Genomic DNA, 20,947 nt, shown 5'->3' on the forward strand with positions numbered 1-20,947 from the left:
ATTGTGCCCACAGTCCGGCGCTATGCACGACACGCGGTGGTGGACGATGGTTGTGCGCGAGACCGCCGTTTGTACGCCGTTCAGCGCCCGAGACGACCGCGCACCATGCCGACCATGGCGTTGAGTTCCTCGATACGCATCTTCCTCGCTGCGACGAAGAAGATGCCGAGGAGGACCACACCACCGGCGATCAGTGCCACCAGCGACCCCAGGGCCCCTGCACCGAGCGTTCTCAGCAGCAGGAAGCCCACGGCACCGGCCGCGAGGGCCCCGGGGAGGGACGCCAGGCTGAGCCGTGCGTAGGTGCGAACCACATGCGTCCCGTCCAGGTCACCGCCCAGCCGGTTGCGCAGCCGGCGCCAGGCGACCCCGACCCCCACCGCGTAGGCCAGCCCGTACGAGGCCGCCATTCCCACCACGGCCCACGCGGGAGGGAGGAGGAGGTAGCAGACGGCTGAGGCCGCCGCGTTCACCGCGGCCACGATGACGGTGTTGTAGAAGGGTGTGCGGGTGTCCTCGTAGGCATAGAAGCCCCGCAGCACCACGTACTGCACCGAGAACGGGATCAGGCCCAGGCCGAAGGCCATGAGGATAAAGCCCATGGACCGTGCGGCCTCCTCACCGGCGGAGGCGTACAGCAGGGTGCACATCGGCACACCCAGGGCCAGGAACGCGAACGCGACCGGCACGATCGCGACGGCGGAGTTCCGCAGTCCCTGGGAGATGTCGTCGCGCACGGCACCGGAGTCCTCGTCGTGAGCGGCCCGGGAGATCCGGGGCAGCAGAGCCGCCATGACCGACACCGTGATGATGGCCTGCGGCATGCCCCAGATGAGCTGTGCGTTGGAGTACGCGAGGAAGCCGGCCCCGTCCTTCCCGGACGCCGCACCGGCCGCGGTGGACAGCTGAGTGACAACGAGCACCCCGGCCTGGTTCGCCAGGACGAACAGCACGGTCCACTTGGCGAGCTTGACCGTCTTGCCGAGTCCCTTGCCCTTCCAGTCGAAGCGGGGCCGGAAGCGGAAACCCGTCTCGCGCAGGTAGGGGATCATCGCGAGGGCCTGGACAGTCAGACCCAGAAGTGTGCCGATGCCCAGGAGGCGAACGCCCTCCGGCGGGATGGTCTGCACGCTCATCTGCGTTTCCGCCGAGGTGCCGTAGACCCCGATGAAGAGCCCGAAGGTGGCGATCATGACGATGTTGTTGAGGACCGGGGTCCACATCATCGCGCCGAACTTTCCCCGGGCGTTCAGGATCTGACCCATCACCACATGCACGCCCATGAAGAAGATCGTGGGCAGGCAGTAGCGGGCGAAGGTGACCGCGACGCTGTTCGCCGGGGGGTCGCCCGCGATGGTGGGTGACATGGCGGCGATCAGTAGTGGCGCGCCGAACACCGCGATGACGACGATCGCGCCGAGGGCGACCATGACCAGCGTCAGCAGACGGTTGGCGTAGGCCTCGCCGCCGTCCTCGTCGTTCTTCATGGCGCGGACCAGCTGAGGCACGAAGACCGAGTTGAGACCGCCGCCGACGGTGAGGATGTAGATCATCGTCGGCAGGGTGTAGGCGACGGTGAACGCGTCACCGAGCAGAGCGGCACCGAGGGCGCCGGTGATCACGAGACTGCGGACGAATCCGGTGATGCGGGACACCAGAGTGCCCGCCGCCATCACCGCGCTGGACTTGAGCAGACCGGCTGCCCGGCCGCCGGCCTTCGCCGGGGCGGGAGCAGGGTCGGGCTCCGGCTCCGTCTGGACCTGGGTACGGGCCGCGCCCTGCTGCTGGTCGCGGTAGAGGTGGGCGAACGCGTCCGGTTCCGTCTCGTCCTCGCCCGCGCCGGTCACGAGTTCGTCGACACCCGTGAACTGCACGGTGCGGGTGTCGTCTCCGTACGGCAGGTGACGCGACGGGCCGTCCGGCTCGGGTGGCGGGGTCTGGGCCCAGATCCGCGGATCGGGGGCGTGCTGCTGCACCGGAGGCTGCTGGTACAGCGGTTGTGGCTGAGGGTAGGAGCCGGGCGGCGGCGGCGGGTGTGCCGCACGGTCGTACAGGGCCTCCGCAACCGGGTCCTGGGCGGAGAGGTCCTGGGACCGGTAGGGATCGTGTGCGTAGGTGTCCTGCACATACGGGTCGGGGGCGGGCTCAAGGGCAGGCTCGTGCGCCGGCTGGGGCACATGGCCCGCAGCCGGGGATTCCGCTGCCCGGGGATCGGGCGACGGGTACCCGGCACCCGGGGTGGGCGCGGCGTTGCCCGTGCCTTCCCCGCGGTCACCGTCGTACGGCGCGTTCATTGGTTACCCCACCTCATCGTCCCCGGCCGGCCGGCCGCGCCATCGCTCAATGCTCCACCTTCTCACCCGCGTCCGACGCGTCCCCGCTTTCCGGAAGGGTGTCCGGCGCAGGGTCACTCGGCTGCTGCCCGGCGCCGCCTTCCGCGGTGTCATCGCCTGCGGTGTCATCGCTCGCGTTGTCGTCGGCTGCGTCGGAGTCAGCCTCGGTGGGCACCTCGCGGGCGGCGGCGCGCTTGCGCTGGGTGTACATCCTTACCCCGGCGAGGACGAGCAGGAGCACGCCGCCGGCAATGACGAGCATCACGGTGGGGGTGACCTCGGAGACCTTGACCGTGAAGGTCATCGGGTCGCCGTAGGGGATCCCCTCCTCGGTGTAGAGCTGGGCGGTCACCTGGACCGGGCCATTGGCGTTGGCCGCGGCGGCGAACTTCACGGACTGGCTGTGCCCGCCCTCGACCTTGATCCGCTGTTCTGCCACATCACTGCGGTCATCGAGCTTCAGACGGGTCGGGTTGGCGGACTTCAGCCTGAGGACCAGGTGGTCGACTCCCTGGAGCAGCTTGTTCTGCACCGTCACCGGGATCGTGGCACTGCGGCCCGAGAGCGTCACCGCGGACTTCTGGATCAGCCGGACCTCAGCCCTGAGGTTCTCCAGGAAGGTCTGCACCCCTCTGCGGTAGTCGGCCGCCGCACCGGGCTTGCCCCGCCAGGACGTGGACATCTCCCGGTCGAGCGCGTTGCCGAATGGGGTGACCACCCGGTCCTGCGCAGTGAGGATGACCTTGAAGTTGTTCAGAGTCTCCTGCGTGGTCCGGATGTCCTGGAAGGTCTGGACCGGCAGTTCCTGGGCGCGAAGCCTGCCGGGGTAGCTCTTGGCGGCCGGAACGTCGGTGGTCGCGTCGGGATCCGGCTTCGCGGCCGCCGCCGCGATGAGGTCCACGGGCTGGGTCCAGCGCTGATCGGACAGGGCACGCAGGGCGCTCGCCATCGTCTGCGCCTGGGACGCCGACGGCATCCGCTGCGGCGCGACCACGATGGTGCGCTGTTTGTTGGGGGCCTGAAGGGTCAGGGACAGCGTCTGAGCGAGGAACTTCTGGACCGCGAGGGTGGAACCGTCCGCCGTGGACAGGTCCCCCTGGAAGGCCGTGGAGAGCCGCGCGTCCGCGACGACCGCCGTGGTCCCGCCGCCGATGGGCCGTGCGGAGGACGGGGTGTACGAGACCGAACCGGTCTCCCGGAAGCTGTCACTGCGAGCGATGATCTTGTCGGCGCCAGCTGATGTCGCGACATCGACGATCGACGGGTCGATCGCACCCTCCACCGGCCAGGCGAAGTCTATGGACGGCTTCACATGAAGGATCGTCTCCACGGTGCTCTCGGCGACCGTGGTGGCCGGCTGGAGCTGGCTGAGGGACCCGGAGACGTCCTTGCCCCGATGGGCGAGGGAGGCCAGATCGGGATCACCGAACGGCAGCGCGACGACCTTGCTCCCCTGTACCGCGTTCTCCAGCGAGCTCAGCCACTTCTTGGCGACGGCCTGGTTCCGGCCGGGAACCGTGGTGTCGGGCCCGGTCCTGACCTTGTAGTCGCCGGTCATGGCCTCGACCGTGGCGAGCAGGTCGGGGTCGATGACCCAGGTCACAGGAAGTTCGCTGCCCAGTGAGACGAGCTGCTCCAGCCTGCCGCCGGGGGCCAGCTCCTCCGCCAGGGTGTCGTCGCTGAAGATCGGGCTCTGCTGATCGTCCGTGTCGGTCTCCGCAGACAGACGCGTCGAGGAGATCAGCGGCCACAGGTAGGCAGCCTGGGTCTTCGTGTCCGCGGGCTCCGGCTGCCAGGGCAGGAAGGTCCGCTCGATGCCCAGGACCTGCTCGTACTGCTCACTGGAGGTCTGGCCGGAGACGGCCACCCCGAGCTGGTACACACCGGTCTCGTCCTCGTCGAGGCCGAGCTTGCTGACCGGGACGCTCAGGGAGAAGTCCTCACTGAGCCCGGCCGCCACGGTCGGGAGCTTGACGGTGTACGGGGCGCCCAGCTTGTCGCCGTCGCTCCCGGGGGAGTAGTCGCCGCGCTTGGCCACATCGTCGATGTCGGAGCGCCCGTCCAGACGGGGACCCATCAAGAGATCGACCTCGGTGTCGGTGACCGCTTCCTTGCCCTTGTTGGTCACCGTGCCGGACAGGGTGAGCGTGTCCCCCTCCACCGGAGCGGCCGGGGCCAGGGTGTCCAAGGACACATCGACGCTTGTCGATGCGGCGGCCTTCGGGGCGGCGTGCGCAGGCTGCGCCGCCGGTCCGCCGATCAGAGCGGCCAGGAGTGGTGCTCCCGCGATGAGGGCGGCTGTACGCCGCAGCCACCGGGGGGCAGGAGAGGTACCCATCCCCTGGAATTCTGCCGCCTCGGCCACGCGCTCGTCCGTCCTTGTCGTCGTCGTTTGCTGCCGTTGGTGGGTGGTATCAGTGCCCTGACCGCACCGGCCGTATCCAGGCATGGTAACGAGGTGCGCCATGACGAAGTGCCGCGGACCGCTCTACATGATCGGCGGGTCCGGGCCCGGGGACCTGGGCTGGGTCGGACGGACGGGAAACAGGGAAGCCCCCGTCTGCGCGGGCACGTACCCTGTGCTGTTGTGCCGAACGCCAACGAAGACAACCAGACCGCACTGAGTCAGGCGCAGCACCGCGCGGTCAGTGAACTGCTGCGGGTGTCCCCTGTCGCCGATGAGCTTGCTCACCGCTTCCAGCAGGCGGGGTTCCGCCTTGCCCTGGTCGGCGGATCGGTCCGGGACGCGCTGCTGGGGCGGCTCGGCAATGACCTCGACTTCACCACGGACGCCCGTCCTGAGGACGTGCTGAAGATCGTCCGGCCTTGGGCGGACTCGGTATGGGAGGTGGGGATCGCGTTCGGCACCGTGGGCTGCCAGAAGGACGCCCGTGTCGGGGACGCCGTTCAGCGCTTCCAGATCGAGGTCACCACCTATCGCTCCGAGGCGTACGACCGGACCTCGCGCAAGCCCGAGGTGTCCTACGGCGACTCCATTGAGGAGGACCTCGTCCGCCGGGACTTCACGGTGAACGCGATGGCGCTCGCCCTCCCGGAGAAGGAGTTCATCGACCCCCACGGCGGCCGCCAGGATCTGGCTGCCCGGGTGCTGCGTACCCCGGGAACCCCCGAGGAGTCGTTCTCCGACGACCCGCTGCGCATGCTGCGGGCCGCGCGTTTCGCCGCTCAGCTCGACTTCGAGGTGGCCCCCGAGGTCGTCGGCGCGATGGAGGACATGGCGGACCGGATCGAGATCGTCTCCGCCGAGCGCATCCGTGACGAGCTCAACAAGCTGATCCTTTCGCGACACCCGCGAAAGGGCCTGGCGCAGCTCGTCGACACAGGTCTCGCCGAACACTTCCTCCCTGAGCTGCCCGCGCTTCGCCTGGAGAGTGACGAGCACCACCGTCACAAGGATGTGTACGAGCACTCACTGACCGTGCTGGACCAGGCGATCGATCTGGAGAAGGACGGTCCGGATCTGGTGCTGCGCCTGTCCGCGCTGCTGCACGACATCGGCAAGCCCAGGACTCGGCGCTTCGAGTCGGATGGCCGGGTCTCCTTCCACCACCACGAAGTGGTGGGAGCCAAGATGGTCAAGAAGCGACTGACGGCGCTCAAGTACTCCAACGACATGGTCAGGGACATCGCGAGGCTGGTGGAACTGCATCTGCGCTTCCATGGCTATGGCGACGGTGAATGGACCGACTCGGCGGTGCGGCGCTATGTGCGGGACGCAGGGCCCCTGCTGGAGCGCCTCCACAAGCTGACCCGCTCGGACTGCACGACTCGGAACAAGCGGAAGGCGAGCGCGCTCTCCCGCGCCTATGACGGGCTTGAGGAGCGCATCGCCGAGCTGAAGGAACAGGAAGAGCTGGACTCGATCCGTCCGGATCTGGATGGCAACCAGATCATGGAGATTCTCGGTGTCGGTCCTGGGCCGGTCGTCGGCAAGGCTTACAAGGCGCTGTTGGAGCTGCGTCTGGAGCACGGGCCGATGGAGCATGAAGCCGCCGTGGCCGCACTCAAGGAGTGGTGGGCGGCACAGAGCTGACTCTGTCCGGAGTGTCGCAGCCGTCATGTTTCACGTGAAACACCGCACTCGCGCATAGCCGGAAGGCTGTGTTTCACGTGAAACATCAAGCCCCGTTCCTGCGCCAGCGCGCCATGGCGAGCGCGACGGCCGCATAAAGCAGGGCCACCAGGACCACCAGCGGCCCGGACTTGCCGTCGGGGGGCAGGATCAGCGCGGCCATCCCTACCGCCGCCACGAAGGCGACATTGAAGAGCATGTCGTAGAGGGAGAAGACGCGGCCGCGGTAGGCGTCATCGACGTTGGTCTGGACGACCGTGTCCGTGGCGATCTTTGCTCCCTGGGTGATGACCCCCAGGACGAACGCGGCAGCGAGCATGGGTGCGGGTGTGAACGGCAGACCGAGGGCAGGCTCGAGTACGGCCGCGACTCCCGCGCATGTCGCCATCCAGCCGTACGGCCCTAGCCGGTTCACGGCCCATGGTGTGATGACGGCCGCAGTGAGGAAGCCGGCCCCGGAAACGCCCACAGCCAGCCCCAGCAGGGCCAGCCCTTCCTTCTCGGTCGTCGACCAGGCGTGTCGGCACAGGGTCAGCACCATGACGGTCAGTGCGCCGTAGCAGAAGCGGAGCAGAGTCATCGATACGAGGGCTCTGGTGGCGTTCCGGCGTTCGGCGAGGTGACGTAGCCCGCCGATGAGACCGCGGGCGGTCGAGGCGAGCGCCGCGGCAAGGCGCGGTTGCAACTGCTCTGGATCGGGGCCGAGTAGTGCGCGCGCCATCCGCAGCGAGGCGAGTCCGGCGCAGAGGTAGAGCACGGCGCCGAGGAGGACGACCGCTGCATCGGAGTCGGCCACGGCCACACGTACGGCGAAGGCGAGTCCGCCGCCTGCTGTCGCGGCGAGTGTTCCCGCGGTCGGTGAGACGGAGTTGGCCATCACCAGCCGGTCCTCGTCGACCACCCGTGGCAGGGAGGCGGACAGCCCCGCCAGGATGAACCGGTTGACGGCCGTCACACAGAGGGCCGAGACATAGAAGAGCCAGTCCGGGAGGGCGGCGGTGATCAGCAGCGCCGTGAGGGCGGCGAGCGCCGCACGCAGCACGTTGCCGTAGAGGAAGACCTGGCGCCGCTGCCAGCGGTCCAGGAGTACTCCGGCGAAGGGGCCGACGAGCGAGTACGGCAGCAGCAGCACGGCCATGGCCGAAGCGATCGCGGTCGGCGAGGTCTGCCGCTCCGGTGAGAAGACGACATAGGTGGCGAGCGCGACCTGGTAGACCCCATCAGCAGACTGGGACAGGAGACGCACCGCCAGCAGACGGCGGAAGCCGGAGAAGCGCAGGAGTACGCGCAGATCACGTACGACAGGCATGTGCGCAAGCGTCACACAGGACGAGGGCCCCCGGGCAGATGCCACGGGGACCCTCGGGTGTCCGGCAGGACGGTGTGCGCTGGTGCTTAGCGCTCGACCTCGCCCTTGATGAACTTCTCGACGTTCTCGCGGGCCTCGTCGTCGAAGTACTGGACCGGCGGGGACTTCATGAAGTACGAGGACGCGGAGAGGATCGGGCCGCCGATGCCGCGGTCCTTGGCGATCTTCGCGGCACGCAGGGCGTCGATGATGACACCGGCCGAGTTCGGGGAGTCCCAGACCTCGAGCTTGTACTCCAGGTTCAGCGGGACGTCACCGAATGCGCGGCCCTCGAGGCGCACGTACGCCCACTTGCGGTCGTCCAGCCAGGCCACGTAGTCCGAAGGGCCGATGTGGACGTTCTTCTCGCCGAGGTCGCGGTCCGGGATCTGGGACGTGACGGCCTGGGTCTTGGAGATCTTCTTGGACTCCAGGCGCTCGCGCTCGAGCATGTTCTTGAAGTCCATGTTGCCGCCGACGTTCAGCTGCATCGTGCGGTCCAGGATCACACCGCGGTCCTCGAACAGCTTCGCCATGACGCGGTGCGTGATGGTGGCACCGACCTGGGACTTGATGTCGTCACCGACGATCGGCACACCGGCCTCGGTGAACTTGTCCGCCCACTCCTTGGTGCCGGCGATGAAGACCGGGAGCGCGTTGACGAAGCCGACCTTGGCGTCGATGGCGCACTGCGCGTAGTACTTCGCCGCGTCCTCGGAGCCCACCGGCAGGTAGCAGACGAGCACGTCGACCCGCTGGTCCTTGAGGACCTGGACGATGTCCACGGGAGCCTCGGCCGACTCCTCGATGGTCTCGCGGTAGTACTTGCCCAGACCGTCGAGGGTGTGGCCGCGCTGGACCTTCACACCCGTGGTCGGCACGTCGCAGATCTTGATGGTGTTGTTCTCGCTGGCACCGATGGCGTCCGCGAGGTCAAGGCCGACCTTCTTCGCGTCGACGTCGAAGGCGGCAACGAATTCGACGTCCCGGACGTGGTAGTCGCCGAACTGGACGTGCATCAGCCCCGGCACCTTGGCGGCCGGGTCGGCGTCCTTGTAGTACTCGACGCCCTGCACCAGCGAGGCGGCGCAGTTGCCCACGCCGACGATGGCTACGCGAACCGAACCCATTCCGGTTGCTCCCTGTTTGTTCTCGTACGAGACCTGCGTGTCCGCGGGTCTCACTTGGTGGTGTCATCGGACGGATCCGGCTGGTCGGGCGCCCCGGAAGGGCTCCCTTCGGGGGGCGCTGCACCCCGGTGCCGGGGCAGGTCGCCCGCTTCTCCAGATGTGGTGTCCTGCCGAGCGTTGTCCTCGGCGGAAGGGGACCGCTGGTCCCGCCCCGCCCGCTCGCTCTCGATGAGCTCGTTCAGCCAGCGCACCTCGCGCTCCACGGACTCCATGCCGTGGCGCTGGAGCTCAAGCGTGTAGTCGTCGAGGCGCTCGCGCGTACGGGTGAGGGAGGCGCGCATCTTCTCCAGCCGCTCCTCGAGCCTGCTGCGTCTGCCTTCCAGCACACGCATCCTCACCTCGCGCTCCGTCTGCCCGAAGAAGGCGAAGCGAGCCGCGAAGTGCTCGTCCTCCCAGGTGTCGGGGCCGGTGTGGGAGAGCAGCTCCTCGAAGTGTTCCTTGCCCTCGGCGGTCAGACGGTAGACGATCTTGGCCCGTCGTCCCGCCAGTGAGGCGGCCAGGGCGTCCTCGGGCGCGCTGCCCGGCTCTTCGATCAACCATCCGTTGGCGACCAGCGTCTTGAGGCAGGGGTAGAGCGTCCCGTAACTGAACGCCCGGAAGATGCCCAGCGACGTGTTGAGCCGCTTGCGCAGCTCGTATCCGTGCATCGGAGCCTCACGGAGCAGGCCGAGGACGGCGAACTCGAGGATGCCGGAGCGTCTGCTCATCGATCCCCTCCTCCGTCCTTCCCGGCTCCGGTGCTGATCGTCCCGGTGTTTATGCCGCTCTGATGTATCGACTCGATACATCCAGACGATAGAGGGGTAGCCCTGTGGCGACAAGTGGGACTCTCGTGACCGGCGTCACACCGCCAATTCACAGCAGTGGACTTGCCGGTTTAGGGGTGAATTTCCCGTTTAAGTACGTTTTGCCCATGCGTAGTCTGTGCGGATGCAGACCACCGGGAACCAAGCGACGTCTTCAGACGTCGTCCTCCCGGATGCATCGCGGATGAGCCCGGCGACGGGCTGGTCCGTATTCATTGCGGGGGGACCGGATCTCAACTACCGCTTCCAGGCGTTTATGCCTGCCCGAGGAGTAGTCGTTCGATGAGCGAGCACCGTCGCAAACCGCCCCAACCGCAGGGTGGCGGACGTGCAGCGGCCAGGCGCGCCGCCCAGCAGCCGACAGGCCGCCGAGCAGCCCCGCACGGGGGCACCGGCACCGGATCCCCCTCAGACGGGTACGGACAGCAGTCGTCGTACGGCGGCCGCGCCGAGGCCCGGCGCGCCGCCCAGAGCGGCGGCGGTGGGCGCAGAAGAGCCGCCGAGGCAGGCGGAGCGGGCCACGGAGGTCACGGCGGCCGTCGTGGCGGCCGCGGCGGAGGTCAGGGCGGTCCCGGCGGTGGCCGGGGCGGCGACCCCGGCAAGCGGCGGCTGATCGACTACCCGCGGCACAACAAGTACGGCTGGCGGCGCTGGGTGCCCTCATGGAAGCTCATGACGGGTCTGGCGCTCGGGTTCGTCGGCAGCCTGATGGCGGCGGGCACCATCGCCTACGCGATGGTGGTGGTACCGAATCCCGACGACGCCGCCTCGGCGCAGAACAACGTCTACTACTGGAAAGACAAGACCCAGATGGCCGCCACGGGCGGCGAGGTCAACCGGCAGATCCTCACGCCCGAGAACATCCCGCTGGACATGAAGAACGCCGTGATCTCCGCGGAGAACAAGACGTTCAAGACCGACTCGGGCATCGACCCGATGGGCATCGCCCGCGCCGTCGTCAACATGGCGAGGGGCGGCGAGACCCAGGGCGGCTCCACCATCACCCAGCAGTACGTCAAGAACGCCATGCTGAGCCAGGAACAGACCTTGAACCGGAAGTTCAAGGAGCTCTTCATCTCCATGAAGGTGGGCACGGATCTCTCCAAAGAAGAGATCATGGCGGGCTACCTGAACACCTCCTACTACGGGCGCGGTGCCTACGGGGTCCAGGCGGCGGCGCGCACGTACTTCGGCAAGGACGCGAAGAGCCTCGACGCGAGCGAGTGCGCCTTCCTGGCGTCGCTCCTGAAGGGCGCCACGTACTTCGACCCGGCCGGTGCCACGGCGATCGACCCTGCCGCCACCGAGAAGGAGAACACCCGGCGCGTCACCGAGCGCTGGAACTGGATCCTCGGCGAGATGGTCAAGGACGGTCACCTCACAGCTGCGAAGCGCGCTGAGTTCACCAAGTTTCCCAAGGTCCTGAGGCCGAAGAAGGACGCCCAGCTGAGCGGGCAGACCGGCTATCTCGTGGACCTGGCCAAGGCCAACTTCATCAACAACAACGACCAGGGCATCACGGCCGAGGATCTGTCCAAGGGCGGCTACGAGATCTACACCACCTTCGACAAGAAGAAGGTGACGGCGCTCAAGGACTCGGTCAAGAAGGTCTACGACAAGAACATCGACCCCAAGCAGCGCCCGGACAAGGACACCCACGTCCAGTTCGGTGGTGCCTCGGTGGATCCGGAGAGCGGCGCGATCGTGGCCATCTACGGCGGCGCCGACGCGACCAAGCACTTCACCAACAACGCCGACGAGACCGGTGCCCAGGTCGGATCGACCTTCAAGCCCTTCGTCCTCGCCGCGGCCATGGACGTCGGTGTGCGCGACCCCTCCCTCGGTGAGAGCCAGACGGCGGACACCCGCACCCTGGTCGACCCCGACCGGAGCAAGTACAGCGGCCTCAACAAGCTCAAGATCAGGAATTACGACGGCACCGTCTGGCGCAACGAGAAGAACGAGGAATGGCTCCAGACCAACGACGGCGGTGAGTCCTACAAGAACATCTCCCTGCGCGAAGCCATGATCCACTCGGCCAACTCGCCTTATGCCCAGCTGGGCATGGACATCGGCATCGACAACGTGCGGCAGACCGCGGTCAAGGCCGGTCTCAGGGAGGACAGCCTGGTCAAGGGCGAAGTCCCGTCGTTCTCGCTCGGTATCTCCAGCCCCAGTGCCATCCGTATGGCGGGTGCGTACGCCACGTTCGCCTCCAACGGCAAGCAGCGTGACCCGTACTCCGTGACCGAGGTCAAGAAGGGCGGCAAGACGGTCTACCAGCACGAGAGCAAGACCAAGACGGCCTTCTCGACCGCCATCGCCAGCAATGTGACCGACGTGCTCGCCGATGTCGTGAAGAAGGGCACCGGCACCAACGCCCAGCTTCCGGGACGCGATGTCGCGGGCAAGACCGGTACCACCGACGGCAACAAGTCCGCCTGGTTCGTGGGCTACACACCGCAGCTGGTGACGGCCATCGACATGTACCGGATGGACGACAACGCGGAGAACAAGAACCGCAAGTTCCTCGAGATGTACGGGACCGGCGGGCAGCGGAAGATCCACGGTGCGTCGTTCCCGTCCGAGATCTTCAAGGACTACATGACGGACGCCCTCAAGGGTGCGAAGGCGATTCCGTTCCCCGAGCCGGAGCCGCTGGACGCCGAAGCCGTCTGCGGAGGCGGGAAGGCCTGCTCCTCGCCGTCGGCGTCCCCGTCCACCTCGCCTTCCGAGGAACCATCGGAAAGTCCGTCGGCGAGCCCCTCCGTGTCGCCCTCCGAGTCGCCGGAGCCCAGCGAGAGCTGCGGGCGCTTCGACTGGAACTGCGACCCCGTGGGCGGCCAGGACGGCGGAGGCGGCAGCGCCGGCAACGACGCGGGGGGTACGACCGACGGTGGCAACACGGACGGTGGGGTGCCCACCAGTCCGTCACCGCCACCGGGAACCAACGGCAACGGGGGCAACAACGGCGCCGGAGCCAATGACAACGGCGGCATCTTCGGGGGACCGGACGGCTGACGCCCCCGCCCACCCCCGTGAGTACGGCCACGAGGGCCGCCGCGCTGAGACAGTCGGCGCGGCGGCCCTCGCCGCTGTCGCCGCTTGTCCACAAGGTGCTTGTCCACAGGCCGTTGACGCCGTCGTCCCCGTTGTCCACAGGAGCGCCGCTCTGACAGGGTGGTGCGGCAGGATGTGCCCTATGCCGAGCCCACAGAAGACCAGCGTGCACCAGGAACAGCCCGTGGTGCCGCCCACGCGGCGGGACGAGGTCGCAGCCGCCGGCAGCGAGCTGATCGGCGGTCCGCTGGGCCGTGCCGCCTGGGTCGGCAGAAGCTGGTTCACGCCGGTGCGGGTCATCGCGCTGGTCGCGATCGGGATGTTCGCCCTGGGCATGGTGCAGAAGCTGCCCTGCTACAACTGGGCGTGGTTCCGGGGCTCCAGCTCCCAGTACACCCACGCCTGCTACTCGGACATCCCCCACCTCTTTCTCGGGCGCGGTTTCGCCGACGGGCTCGTCCCGTACTTCGACCGGCTGACCGGTGACATGGAGTACCTCGAGTACCCGGTCCTGACGGGCCTCTTCATGCAGATCGCCGCCTGGCTCACGGCGCCCTTCGACGGGGACCTCCAGTACCGCGAGCAGATGTACTGGCTGGTCAACGCAGGCATGCTGCTTATCTGCGCCGTGATCATCGCGGTCTGTGTCACCCGGACCCAGCGCAACCGCCCCTGGGACGGGCTGCTGGTCGCCCTCGCGCCCGCCTTCGCCCTCACCGCCACCATCAACTGGGACCTGCTGGCCGTCGCGCTCACGGCCGCGGCGATGCTGATGTGGTCCCGTGGGCGGGTGCTGGTCTTCGGCGTGCTCATCGGGCTGGCCACCGCGGCCAAGCTCTACCCCGTGCTGCTGCTCGGGCCGCTGCTGGTGCTGTGCTGGCGGGCGGGCAAGTACCGCGAGTACGGAGCGGCCCTGCTCGGCGCGGCCGGAGCCTGGCTGGTGGTGAACGTGCCGGTGATGCTGCTCGCACCCGAGGGCTGGAAGAAGTTCTACACCTTCAGCCAGGAGCGGCAGGTCGACTTCGGTTCGTTCTGGCTGATCATCACCCAGCGCACCGGCGAGGAGCTGGACGTGGAGCTCGTCAACACGTACGCCACGCTGCTGGTGATCCTGGCCTGCGCGGGCATCGCGGGGCTCAGCCTCACCGCGCCGCGCAGGCCCCGCGTCGGCCAGCTGGCCTTCCTGGTCGTGGCCGCGTTCATCCTCACCAACAAGGTCTACTCACCGCAGTACGTGCTGTGGCTGATCCCACTCGCGGCGCTCGCCAGGCCCCGCTGGCGGGATTTCCTGATCTGGCAGGGCTGCGAGGTCGTGTACTTCCTCGGGATCTGGATGTACCTCGCCTACACGACCAGCGGGGACAAGCACCAGGGGCTGCCGCCCGAGGGCTATCAGCTGGCCATCGCCGCACATCTGCTGGGGACGCTGTATCTCTGCGCGGTGGTCGTCAGGGACATCCTGATGCCGGAGCGCGACGTGGTACGCCAGGACGGGTCCGACGACCCCGCGGGGGGTGTGCTGGACCGGGCGCCCGACGTGTTCGCGCTGGGCCGTGCGGCGCATCCTGGGCGTCACACCGTCCAGACGGCGGAGGGGCCTCGGGTGGAATGGGGCACCGGCGAGCCCACGTCGGGCTGACCCGGACGGCTCACGCCTGGACAGGGCCAAGGCCGGGTGTGAGGACTCCCGCCTGGCTCGCGACGCCTGGCACGCACACTCGCTGCGTTGTCGAATCGCCCTGGCACGCCCAGTACGAGGACGACCTCCCCCTGCCTCCGGCGGGGGAACCCCCACCGCCTTGCGACTGCACGCACCGGACGCCGCGAGCCCCGCCCTTCGGGCGGACGACGCCAGTTCTCCACACGGCCTAGCAGTCGACCAGGCGGTCGTACTGGGTGGTCGTGTGACGCAGGTGGGCGACCAGCTCGTCACCGACCTTCGGCTCCTGCGCGTCCGCAGGGACGAACAGGATCGAGACCTGCATGTGCGGAGGCTCCGCGAACCAGCGCTGCTTGCCCGCCCAGACGAACGGCGAGAGATTGCGGTTCACGGTGGCCAGGCCCGCCCGGGCCACACCCTTGGCGCGCGGCATGACCCCGTGCAGGGCCTTCGGCGCCTCCAGGCCGACCCCGTGGGACGTACCTCCGGCCACCACGACCAGCCATCCGTCCGACGCGGCCTTCTGCTGGCGGTAGCCGAACCGGTCCCCCTTGACCACACGCGTCACATCGAGGACGGAGCCGCGGTACTCGGTGGCCTCGTGGTCGCCGAGCCACAGCCGGGTGCCGATCCGTGCGCGGAACCGGGTCTGCGGGAACTGCTGCTGCAACCGGGCCAGTTCATCGGCACGCAGATGGCTCACAAACATGGTGTGCAACGGCAGCCGGGCGGCACGAAGCCGGTCCATCCAGCCGATGACCTCCTCGACCGCGTCCGAGCCATCCGTACGGTCGAGCGGCAGATGCAGGGCGAAACCCTCGAGCCGTACGTCATCGATGCCCGCATGCAGCTGGCTCAGGTCCTGCTCGGAGACCCCGTGGCGCTTCATGGAGCTCATGCACTCGATGACGACCCGTGCGCCCACCAGGGCGTGCACACCGTCGACCGATGACACGGAGCGGACGACCCGGTCCGGCAGGGGCACGGGCTCCTCGCCCCTCCTGAAGGGAGTGAGGACGAGCAGGTCACCGCTGAACCAGTCCTTGATCCGTGCCGCCTCGTAGGTCGTGCCCACGGCCAGCATGTCCGCCCCGAAGCGGGTCGTCTCCTCGGCGAGCCGCTCGTGGCCGAAGCCGTAGCCGTTGCCCTTGCAGACCGGGACGATGCCCGGGAACTGGTCGATCACCGACTTCTGGTGCGCCCGCCAGCGCGCGGTGTCTACATAGAGGGAGAGCGCCATGGCCGGGACCGGGACCTTTCTGGGGGGTCGGTGTGACGGTGCACGTGGGGTCGGACATACGAGCGACAGCTCGGCTGTACGGGTGAGACTTGAGACTACGGAAAGATCAAAGGATCAGCGGCGGGACATGTACATGTCGAGCGCCTTGTGCAGCAGCTTGTTGAGCGGGAAGTCCCACTCGCCGACGTACTCGACGGCCTCGCCACCCGTGCCGACCTTGAACTGGATGAGACCGAAGAGGTGGTCGGTCTCATCGAGCGAGTCGCTGATGCCACGCAGGTCGTAGACCGTGGCCCCCATGGCGTAGGCGTCCCGCAGCATCCGCCACTGCATCGCGTTCGAGGGACGTACCTCGCGGCCGATGTTGTCGGATGCGCCGTAGGAGTACCAGACGTGCCCCCCGACGACGAGCATCGTCGCGGCGGACAGGTTGACGCCGTCATGCCGTGCGAAGTACAGACGCATGCGGTTGGGGTCCTCGTTGTTGAGGACGGTCCACATGCGCTGGAAGTACGAGAGCGGGCGGGGCCTGAAGCGGTCGCGCACGGCCGTGATCTCGTACAGCCGCTGCCACTCGGCGAGGTCCTCGTAGCCGCCCTGGACGACCTCGACGCCGGCCTTCTCGGCCTTCTTGATGTTCCGGCGCCACAGCTGGTTGAAGCCCTTGAGGACGTCGTCGAGCGAACGGTTGGCGAGCGGCACCTGGTAGACGTACCTGGGCTGGACGTCGCCGAAGCCGGCGCCGCCGTCCTCGCCCTGCTGCCAGCCCATCTTCCGCAGCCGGTCCGCCACCTCGAACGCGCGCGGCTCGACGTGCGTCGCCTGGACATCGCGCAGGCGCTTCACATCCGGGTCCTGGATGCCTGCCTTGATGGCCGGGGCGTCCCAGCGGCGGATGACCACCGGCGGGCCCATCTTCACCGAGAAGGCGCCCTGGTTCTTGAGGTGGGCCAGCATCGGCGTCAGCCACTCGTCCAGGTTTGGCGCGTACCAGTTGATCACTGGGCCCTCGGGCAGGTACGCGAGATACCGCTTGATCTTGGGCAGCTGGCGGTACAGCACGAGGCCCGCCCCGACGAGCTCGCCGCTCTTGTCGAACCAGCCGAGGCTCTCGGAGCGCCACTCCGTCTTGACCTCCGCCCACGCGGGGACCTGGCAGTGGCTCGCCGACGGCAGGCTCTGGATGTACGCCAGATGCTGCTCTCGGCTGATGGTCCTCAGGGTCAGGCTCATGCGGGGCGCTCCTTGGCAGGTGTGTCCCCATGGGTACAGGGGTTCCGGCTCTCGCCGGAAGCCTACTGGGCCAGGGCGGCGCCCCGCGTGGCCGCGGGGTGGCGGAATCGCTGGTGGAACGGGGAGCTAGTAGCCGATCAGGCCGCCGAAGAGCCCTCCGCGGGCCATCCCGAGGAAGAAGCCGACGCCGGCTGCGCCCAGTCCGACGATCGTGAGGAAGCGCTCGCGGGTCGTGACGGAGATGAACTGACCGTAGCCGCCGGTCAGGATTCCGATCAGCCCGGTCCATGAAGCGAGCAGATGGAGGCCGTCGAACTGGGCTGTCACGAACGACACCACACCCAGCACCAGGGTGGCCACCATCAGGGTGTCCTGGAGCGGATGGGGTTTCCCGTCCGTGGCGAAGAGGGAGCCTGTGGGATTCGATCGCATTGTCTGTGCCATGAAGCACCTCCTGGCGTCCTGCGGTCCCGCATTCCCGGAGGGCGGCGTACTGTGACGCCGCCCCACTCGATGTGTACAGGGTGCGGCCTGGGACCGCCGGATTTCAACCGGAAGTGGGTGTGCGGGTACTGTGTACCGCTGCACCGGTGTCTGCCCAGGCCAGCACTCGGATTCTCGGTTCTCGAGCCCGATTGTCAGTGGCGCCTGTTTTACTCGTAGACATCGATGCTTACGCATCACGACCCTCCTGCCACGGAACGACCGTGGCCGCTGAGTCCAAAGGAGGTGGGTTCCACATGCGTCACTACGAGGTGATGGTCATCCTCGACCCCGATCTCGAGGAGCGCGCTGTCTCCCCGCTGATCGAGAACTTCCTCTCCGTCGTCCGTGAGGGCAACGGAAAGGTGGAGAAGGTCGACACCTGGGGCCGTCGTCGTCTCGCTTACGAGATCAAGAAGAAGCCCGAGGGCATCTACTCGGTCATCGACCTCCAGGCTGAGCCTGCGGTCGTCAAGGAGCTCGACCGCCAGATGAACCTGAACGAGTCGGTCCTCCGGACCAAGGTCCTCCGTCCCGAGACCCACTGAGCGCCTAGCTCAGAGGTCATCGGGTTCGAGTAGCAGCAAGCAGCCAGAAGCAATCCCGCCGAGAGGTTCACCCATGGCAGGCGAGACCGTCATCACGGTCGTCGGCAATCTCGTCGACGACCCCGAGCTGCGCTTCACCCCGTCCGGTGCGGCGGTCGCGAAGTTCCGTGTCGCGTCGACTCCCCGTACCTTCGACCGCCAGACCAACGAGTGGAAGGACGGCGAGAGCCTGTTCCTCACCTGCTCGGTCTGGCGCCAGGCGGCGGAGAACGTCGCCGAGTCGCTCCAGCGAGGCATGCGCGTCATCGTGCAGGGCCGGCTGAAGCAGCGGTCGTACGAGGACCGCGAGGGCGTGAAGCGCACGGTCTACGAGCTGGACGTCGAGGAAGTCGGCCCCAGCCTCAAGAACGCCACGGCCAAGGTCACCAAGACCACGGGTCGTGGTGGCCAGGGTGGCTACGGCGGCGGCCAGCAGGGCGGCGGCAACTGGGGCGGCGGCCCCAGCGGTGGCCAGCAGGGCGGCGGCGGTGCTCCCGCCGACGACCCCTGGGCCAGCAGCGCGCCGGCCGGTGGCCAGCAGCAGGGTGGCGGTGGCAACTGGGGCGGAAGCTCCGGAGGCGGCTACTCGGACGAGCCTCCCTTCTAAGGCCCGGTCCCATCGGGACTGGCCTGCGGGGCAGCTCGTACCCCCACTTCTTGATCACACAGGAGAAACACCATGGCGAAGCCGCCTGTGCGCAAGCCTAAGAAGAAGGTCTGCGCGTTCTGCAAGGACAAGACCGCGTACGTGGACTACAAGGACACGAACATGCTGCGGAAGTTCATTTCCGACCGCGGCAAGATCCGTGCCCGCCGCGTTACCGGCAACTGCACGCAGCACCAGCGTGACGTCGCCACGGCCGTCAAGAACAGCCGTGAGATGGCGCTGCTGCCCTACACGTCCACCGCGCGCTAAGGGAGGGTGACTACGAAATGAAGATCATCCTCACCCACGAGGTCTCTGGCCTCGGTGCCGCTGGCGACGTCGTCGACGTCAAGGACGGTTACGCTCGCAACTACCTGGTCCCGCGCGGTTTCGCGATCCGCTGGACCAAGGGTGGCGAGAAGGACGTGGCGCAGATCCGCCGCGCCCGCAAGATCCACGAGATCGCCACCATCGAGCAGGCCAACGAGGTCAAGGCCAAGCTCGAGGGTGTCAAGGTGCGTCTGGCCGTTCGCTCCGGCGACGCCGGCCGCCTGTTCGGCTCCGTCACTCCGGCTGACATCGCTTCGGCGATCAAGTCCGCCGGTGGTCCGGACGTCGACAAGCGTCGTGTTGAGCTCGGTTCGCCGATCAAGACCCTGGGCTCGCACCAGGTGTCCGTACGTCTGCACCCCGAGGTCGCCGCGAAGCTCGGCATCGAGGTCATCGCCGCCTGAGCGACTGCTCGTAGAGCCTGAAAGGGCCGCACCCGCTGGGGTGCGGCCCTTTTCGTCGTCCTGGCCGCACGCGGAGCTTCACACTGTTGTCGCCGTTTCACGTGAAACGGCGCGTCAGCGTGGGGGTCGCCGGGTCAGCGGGTGGCGCCGGTCACGATCCAGCGGCCGGAGCGCATCCGCAGCCACAGGGTCAGCATGCGCACGGTCATCATCAGCGCCATGGCCCACCAGAGCGCGGTGAGGCCACCGCCAAGGGCCGGGACAAGCAGGGCCACGGGGGCGAAGACCGCCAAAGTCAGCAGCATCGCCACCGCCAGATAGCGTCCGTCACCGGCGCCCATCAGCACGCCGTCCAGGACGAACACCACCCCGGCCACGGGCTGGGAAAGGGCCACCACCAGTAGCGCCGGCAACAGTGTGCTGTGCACCGCCTGGTCGCCGGTGAACAAGGGAATGAACAGCGGCCGGGCCAGGACGAGCAGAGCACCCAGCACCACGCCCGAGACGATGCCCCACTGCACCATGCGACGGCAGGCCTGCCGCGCGCCGTCGGGGTCGTCGGCGCCGAGATAGCGGCCGATGATCGCCTGGCCCGCGATGGCGATCGCGTCCAGAGCGAAGGCCATCAGGGACCAGAGGGACAGGATGACCTGATGTGCGGCAATCGAGGTGTCGCCCAGGCGCGCAGCCACAGCTGTGGCGATCAGCAGTACGGCGCGCAGCGAAAGCGTCCGCACCAGCAAGGGAGCACCGGCCTGGGCGCTGGCGCGTATCCCCGCCGCGTCGGGCCGCAGGGAGGCACCGTGACGGCGGGCGCCCCGGACCACGACCACGAGGTAGGCGGCGGCCATTCCGCACTGGGCGAGCACGGTGCCCCAGGCGGACCCGGCGATGCCGAGCTCGGCGCCGTAGACCAGCCCGGCGTTGAGCGCAGCGTTGGCGGCGAAGCCCGCGATGGCCACATAGAGAGGGGTCCGGGTGTCCTGGAGGCCCCGCAGAATCCCGGTGGCTGCCATGACGACGAGCATCGCCGGGATCCCCAGGCTCGATATACGCAGATACGTCGTGGCATAGGGTGCGGCGGTGTCCGAGGCGCCGAAGAGTTCGACCAGCCAGGGAGCGCCGGGCAGCACAACGGCGATGACGCCCGTGCCCAGCACCAGGGCGAGCCAGATCCCGTCCATCCCCTGACGGATGGCGGCGCTCAGCTCACCGGCCCCGACGCGTCGGGCGACCGCCGCGGTGGTGGCGTAGGCGAGGAAGACGAACACGCTGACCGCGGTCATCAGCAAGGCGGCGGCGACTCCGAGGCCGGCGAGTTGAGGCGTGCCGAGGTGCCCGACGATGGCGCTGTCGACCAGCACGAAGAGCGGCTCGGCGACAAGGGCTCCGAACGCGGGAACGGCGAGCGCGACGATCTCGCGGTCATGCTGTCGGCGGCTGTTCTGCGGCGCCACGGCGGCCTGGGTCATGCGGGCAATCTAATCTTCCACAGGTAAGGAATACAAGCCCATAGGGATCCTTACCAAGGGCT

16 protein-coding genes are annotated in these 20,947 nt (G+C 68.0%); 7 read left to right on the plus strand and 9 right to left on the minus strand.

The window, feature by feature from the left end:
* Positions 1-80 precede the first annotated feature (80 nt).
* Positions 81-2,294 carry a murein biosynthesis integral membrane protein MurJ gene (gene murJ / locus ACFV6V_RS03920; protein WP_385558649.1) on the minus strand — a complete coding sequence of 738 codons (2,214 nt, stop codon included), beginning with the start codon at positions 2,292-2,294 and terminating at the stop codon, positions 81-83.
* 46 nt (positions 2,295-2,340) lie between these two features.
* Positions 2,341-4,698: a DUF6049 family protein gene (locus tag ACFV6V_RS03925; RefSeq protein WP_385558652.1), complete on the minus strand. Its 2,358-nt coding sequence runs from the start codon at positions 4,696-4,698 to the stop codon at positions 2,341-2,343.
* 222 nt (positions 4,699-4,920) lie between these two features.
* Here ACFV6V_RS03925 and ACFV6V_RS03930 point away from each other — a divergent pair, with 222 nt between their 5' ends.
* Positions 4,921-6,387 (plus strand): CCA tRNA nucleotidyltransferase, encoded by a 1,467-nt coding sequence (locus ACFV6V_RS03930; protein ID WP_385558655.1) that lies wholly within the window; start codon positions 4,921-4,923, stop codon positions 6,385-6,387.
* Between the two features lie 85 nt (positions 6,388-6,472).
* On the opposite strand, the gene ACFV6V_RS03935 is transcribed toward ACFV6V_RS03930, so the two are convergent.
* The 3 genes from ACFV6V_RS03935 to ACFV6V_RS03945 form a co-directional block, all read right to left on the minus strand.
* On the minus strand, positions 6,473-7,735 hold the full coding sequence (locus ACFV6V_RS03935) for an MFS transporter (protein ID WP_385558658.1): 1,263 nt from the start codon (positions 7,733-7,735) through the stop codon (positions 6,473-6,475).
* A gap of 86 nt (positions 7,736-7,821) precedes the next feature.
* Positions 7,822-8,904, minus strand: a complete 1,083-nt coding sequence (locus ACFV6V_RS03940; RefSeq protein ID WP_385558661.1) for an inositol-3-phosphate synthase — start codon at positions 8,902-8,904, stop codon at positions 7,822-7,824.
* 50 nt (positions 8,905-8,954) lie between these two features.
* Positions 8,955-9,671 carry a helix-turn-helix transcriptional regulator gene (locus ACFV6V_RS03945; RefSeq protein ID WP_385558664.1) on the minus strand — a complete coding sequence of 239 codons (717 nt, stop codon included), beginning with the start codon at positions 9,669-9,671 and terminating at the stop codon, positions 8,955-8,957.
* 381 nt (positions 9,672-10,052) lie between these two features.
* On the opposite strand from ACFV6V_RS03945, the gene ACFV6V_RS03950 reads away from it, so the two are divergent.
* Both ACFV6V_RS03950 and ACFV6V_RS03955 read left to right on the plus strand, forming a co-directional pair.
* Entirely contained in the window at positions 10,053-12,791 is a 2,739-nt protein-coding gene (locus ACFV6V_RS03950; protein ID WP_385558667.1) for a transglycosylase domain-containing protein, read from the plus strand.
* Between the two features lie 181 nt (positions 12,792-12,972).
* Positions 12,973-14,469 carry a glycosyltransferase family 87 protein gene (locus ACFV6V_RS03955; RefSeq protein ID WP_385558669.1) on the plus strand — a complete coding sequence of 499 codons (1,497 nt, stop codon included), beginning with the start codon at positions 12,973-12,975 and terminating at the stop codon, positions 14,467-14,469.
* 229 nt (positions 14,470-14,698) lie between these two features.
* Here the strand turns inward: ACFV6V_RS03955 and ACFV6V_RS03960 are convergent, their stop codons facing one another.
* The 3 genes from ACFV6V_RS03960 to ACFV6V_RS03970 all read right to left on the minus strand — a co-directional run bounded on the left by ACFV6V_RS03960 (position 14,699) and on the right by ACFV6V_RS03970 (position 17,407).
* Positions 14,699-15,730, minus strand: a complete 1,032-nt coding sequence (locus ACFV6V_RS03960; RefSeq protein WP_361281029.1) for an alanine racemase — start codon at positions 15,728-15,730, stop codon at positions 14,699-14,701.
* A 114-nt stretch (positions 15,731-15,844) separates the two neighbouring features.
* Positions 15,845-16,963, minus strand: coding sequence for a lipid II:glycine glycyltransferase FemX (locus ACFV6V_RS03965; RefSeq protein ID WP_385558672.1), 1,119 nt, complete (start codon positions 16,961-16,963; stop codon positions 15,845-15,847).
* 126 nt (positions 16,964-17,089) lie between these two features.
* The gene (locus ACFV6V_RS03970) at positions 17,090-17,407 is read right to left on the minus strand and encodes a hypothetical protein (protein ID WP_385558675.1); all 318 of its coding nucleotides are present in this window, start codon (positions 17,405-17,407) and stop codon (positions 17,090-17,092) included.
* A 296-nt stretch (positions 17,408-17,703) separates the two neighbouring features.
* On the opposite strand from ACFV6V_RS03970, the gene rpsF reads away from it, so the two are divergent.
* The 4 genes from rpsF to rplI all read left to right on the plus strand — a co-directional run bounded on the left by rpsF (position 17,704) and on the right by rplI (position 19,413).
* A complete protein-coding gene (gene rpsF, locus ACFV6V_RS03975) occupies positions 17,704-17,994 on the plus strand; it encodes a 30S ribosomal protein S6 (RefSeq protein ID WP_004950685.1) in 291 nt (96 codons plus the stop codon).
* 73 nt (positions 17,995-18,067) lie between these two features.
* Positions 18,068-18,640: a single-stranded DNA-binding protein gene (locus ACFV6V_RS03980; protein WP_385558678.1), complete on the plus strand. Its 573-nt coding sequence runs from the start codon at positions 18,068-18,070 to the stop codon at positions 18,638-18,640.
* A gap of 72 nt (positions 18,641-18,712) precedes the next feature.
* Positions 18,713-18,949, plus strand: coding sequence for a 30S ribosomal protein S18 (gene rpsR, locus ACFV6V_RS03985; RefSeq protein ID WP_005315025.1), 237 nt, complete (start codon positions 18,713-18,715; stop codon positions 18,947-18,949).
* Positions 18,950-18,966: 17 nt separating this feature from the next.
* Positions 18,967-19,413: a 50S ribosomal protein L9 gene (gene rplI, locus ACFV6V_RS03990; RefSeq protein WP_385558681.1), complete on the plus strand. Its 447-nt coding sequence runs from the start codon at positions 18,967-18,969 to the stop codon at positions 19,411-19,413.
* 134 nt (positions 19,414-19,547) lie between these two features.
* Here rplI and ACFV6V_RS03995 read toward each other — a convergent pair whose 3' ends face one another.
* A complete protein-coding gene (locus ACFV6V_RS03995; RefSeq protein ID WP_385558684.1) occupies positions 19,548-20,885 on the minus strand; it encodes an MATE family efflux transporter in 1,338 nt (445 codons plus the stop codon).
* Between the last annotated feature and the right edge of the window lie 62 nt (positions 20,886-20,947).

This window comes from Streptomyces sp. NPDC059828 (assembly GCF_042731955.1).
GTDB lineage: Bacteria > Actinomycetota > Actinomycetes > Streptomycetales > Streptomycetaceae > Streptomyces.

What these genes read in the sequence shown, in the direction of transcription:
- ACFV6V_RS03980 (WP_385558678.1), top strand. Translation starts at nt 18,068, where the DNA reads ATGGCAGGCGAGACCGTCATCACGGTCGTCGGCAATCTCGTCGACGAC.
- rpsF (WP_004950685.1), top strand. Translation starts at nt 17,704, where the DNA reads ATGCGTCACTACGAGGTGATGGTCATCCTCGACCCCGATCTCGAGGAG.
- rpsR (WP_005315025.1), top strand. Translation starts at nt 18,713, where the DNA reads ATGGCGAAGCCGCCTGTGCGCAAGCCTAAGAAGAAGGTCTGCGCGTTC.
- ACFV6V_RS03955 (WP_385558669.1), top strand. Translation starts at nt 12,973, where the DNA reads ATGCCGAGCCCACAGAAGACCAGCGTGCACCAGGAACAGCCCGTGGTG.
- ACFV6V_RS03995 (WP_385558684.1), bottom strand. Translation starts at nt 20,885, where the DNA reads ATGACCCAGGCCGCCGTGGCGCCGCAGAACAGCCGCCGACAGCATGAC.
- ACFV6V_RS03935 (WP_385558658.1), bottom strand. Translation starts at nt 7,735, where the DNA reads ATGCCTGTCGTACGTGATCTGCGCGTACTCCTGCGCTTCTCCGGCTTC.
- ACFV6V_RS03970 (WP_385558675.1), bottom strand. Translation starts at nt 17,407, where the DNA reads ATGGCACAGACAATGCGATCGAATCCCACAGGCTCCCTCTTCGCCACG.
- ACFV6V_RS03940 (WP_385558661.1), bottom strand. Translation starts at nt 8,904, where the DNA reads ATGGGTTCGGTTCGCGTAGCCATCGTCGGCGTGGGCAACTGCGCCGCC.
- ACFV6V_RS03960 (WP_361281029.1), bottom strand. Translation starts at nt 15,730, where the DNA reads ATGGCGCTCTCCCTCTATGTAGACACCGCGCGCTGGCGGGCGCACCAG.
- ACFV6V_RS03965 (WP_385558672.1), bottom strand. Translation starts at nt 16,963, where the DNA reads ATGAGCCTGACCCTGAGGACCATCAGCCGAGAGCAGCATCTGGCGTAC.
- ACFV6V_RS03950 (WP_385558667.1), top strand. Translation starts at nt 10,053, where the DNA reads ATGAGCGAGCACCGTCGCAAACCGCCCCAACCGCAGGGTGGCGGACGT.
- murJ (WP_385558649.1), bottom strand. Translation starts at nt 2,294, where the DNA reads ATGAACGCGCCGTACGACGGTGACCGCGGGGAAGGCACGGGCAACGCC.
- ACFV6V_RS03945 (WP_385558664.1), bottom strand. Translation starts at nt 9,671, where the DNA reads ATGAGCAGACGCTCCGGCATCCTCGAGTTCGCCGTCCTCGGCCTGCTC.
- rplI (WP_385558681.1), top strand. Translation starts at nt 18,967, where the DNA reads ATGAAGATCATCCTCACCCACGAGGTCTCTGGCCTCGGTGCCGCTGGC.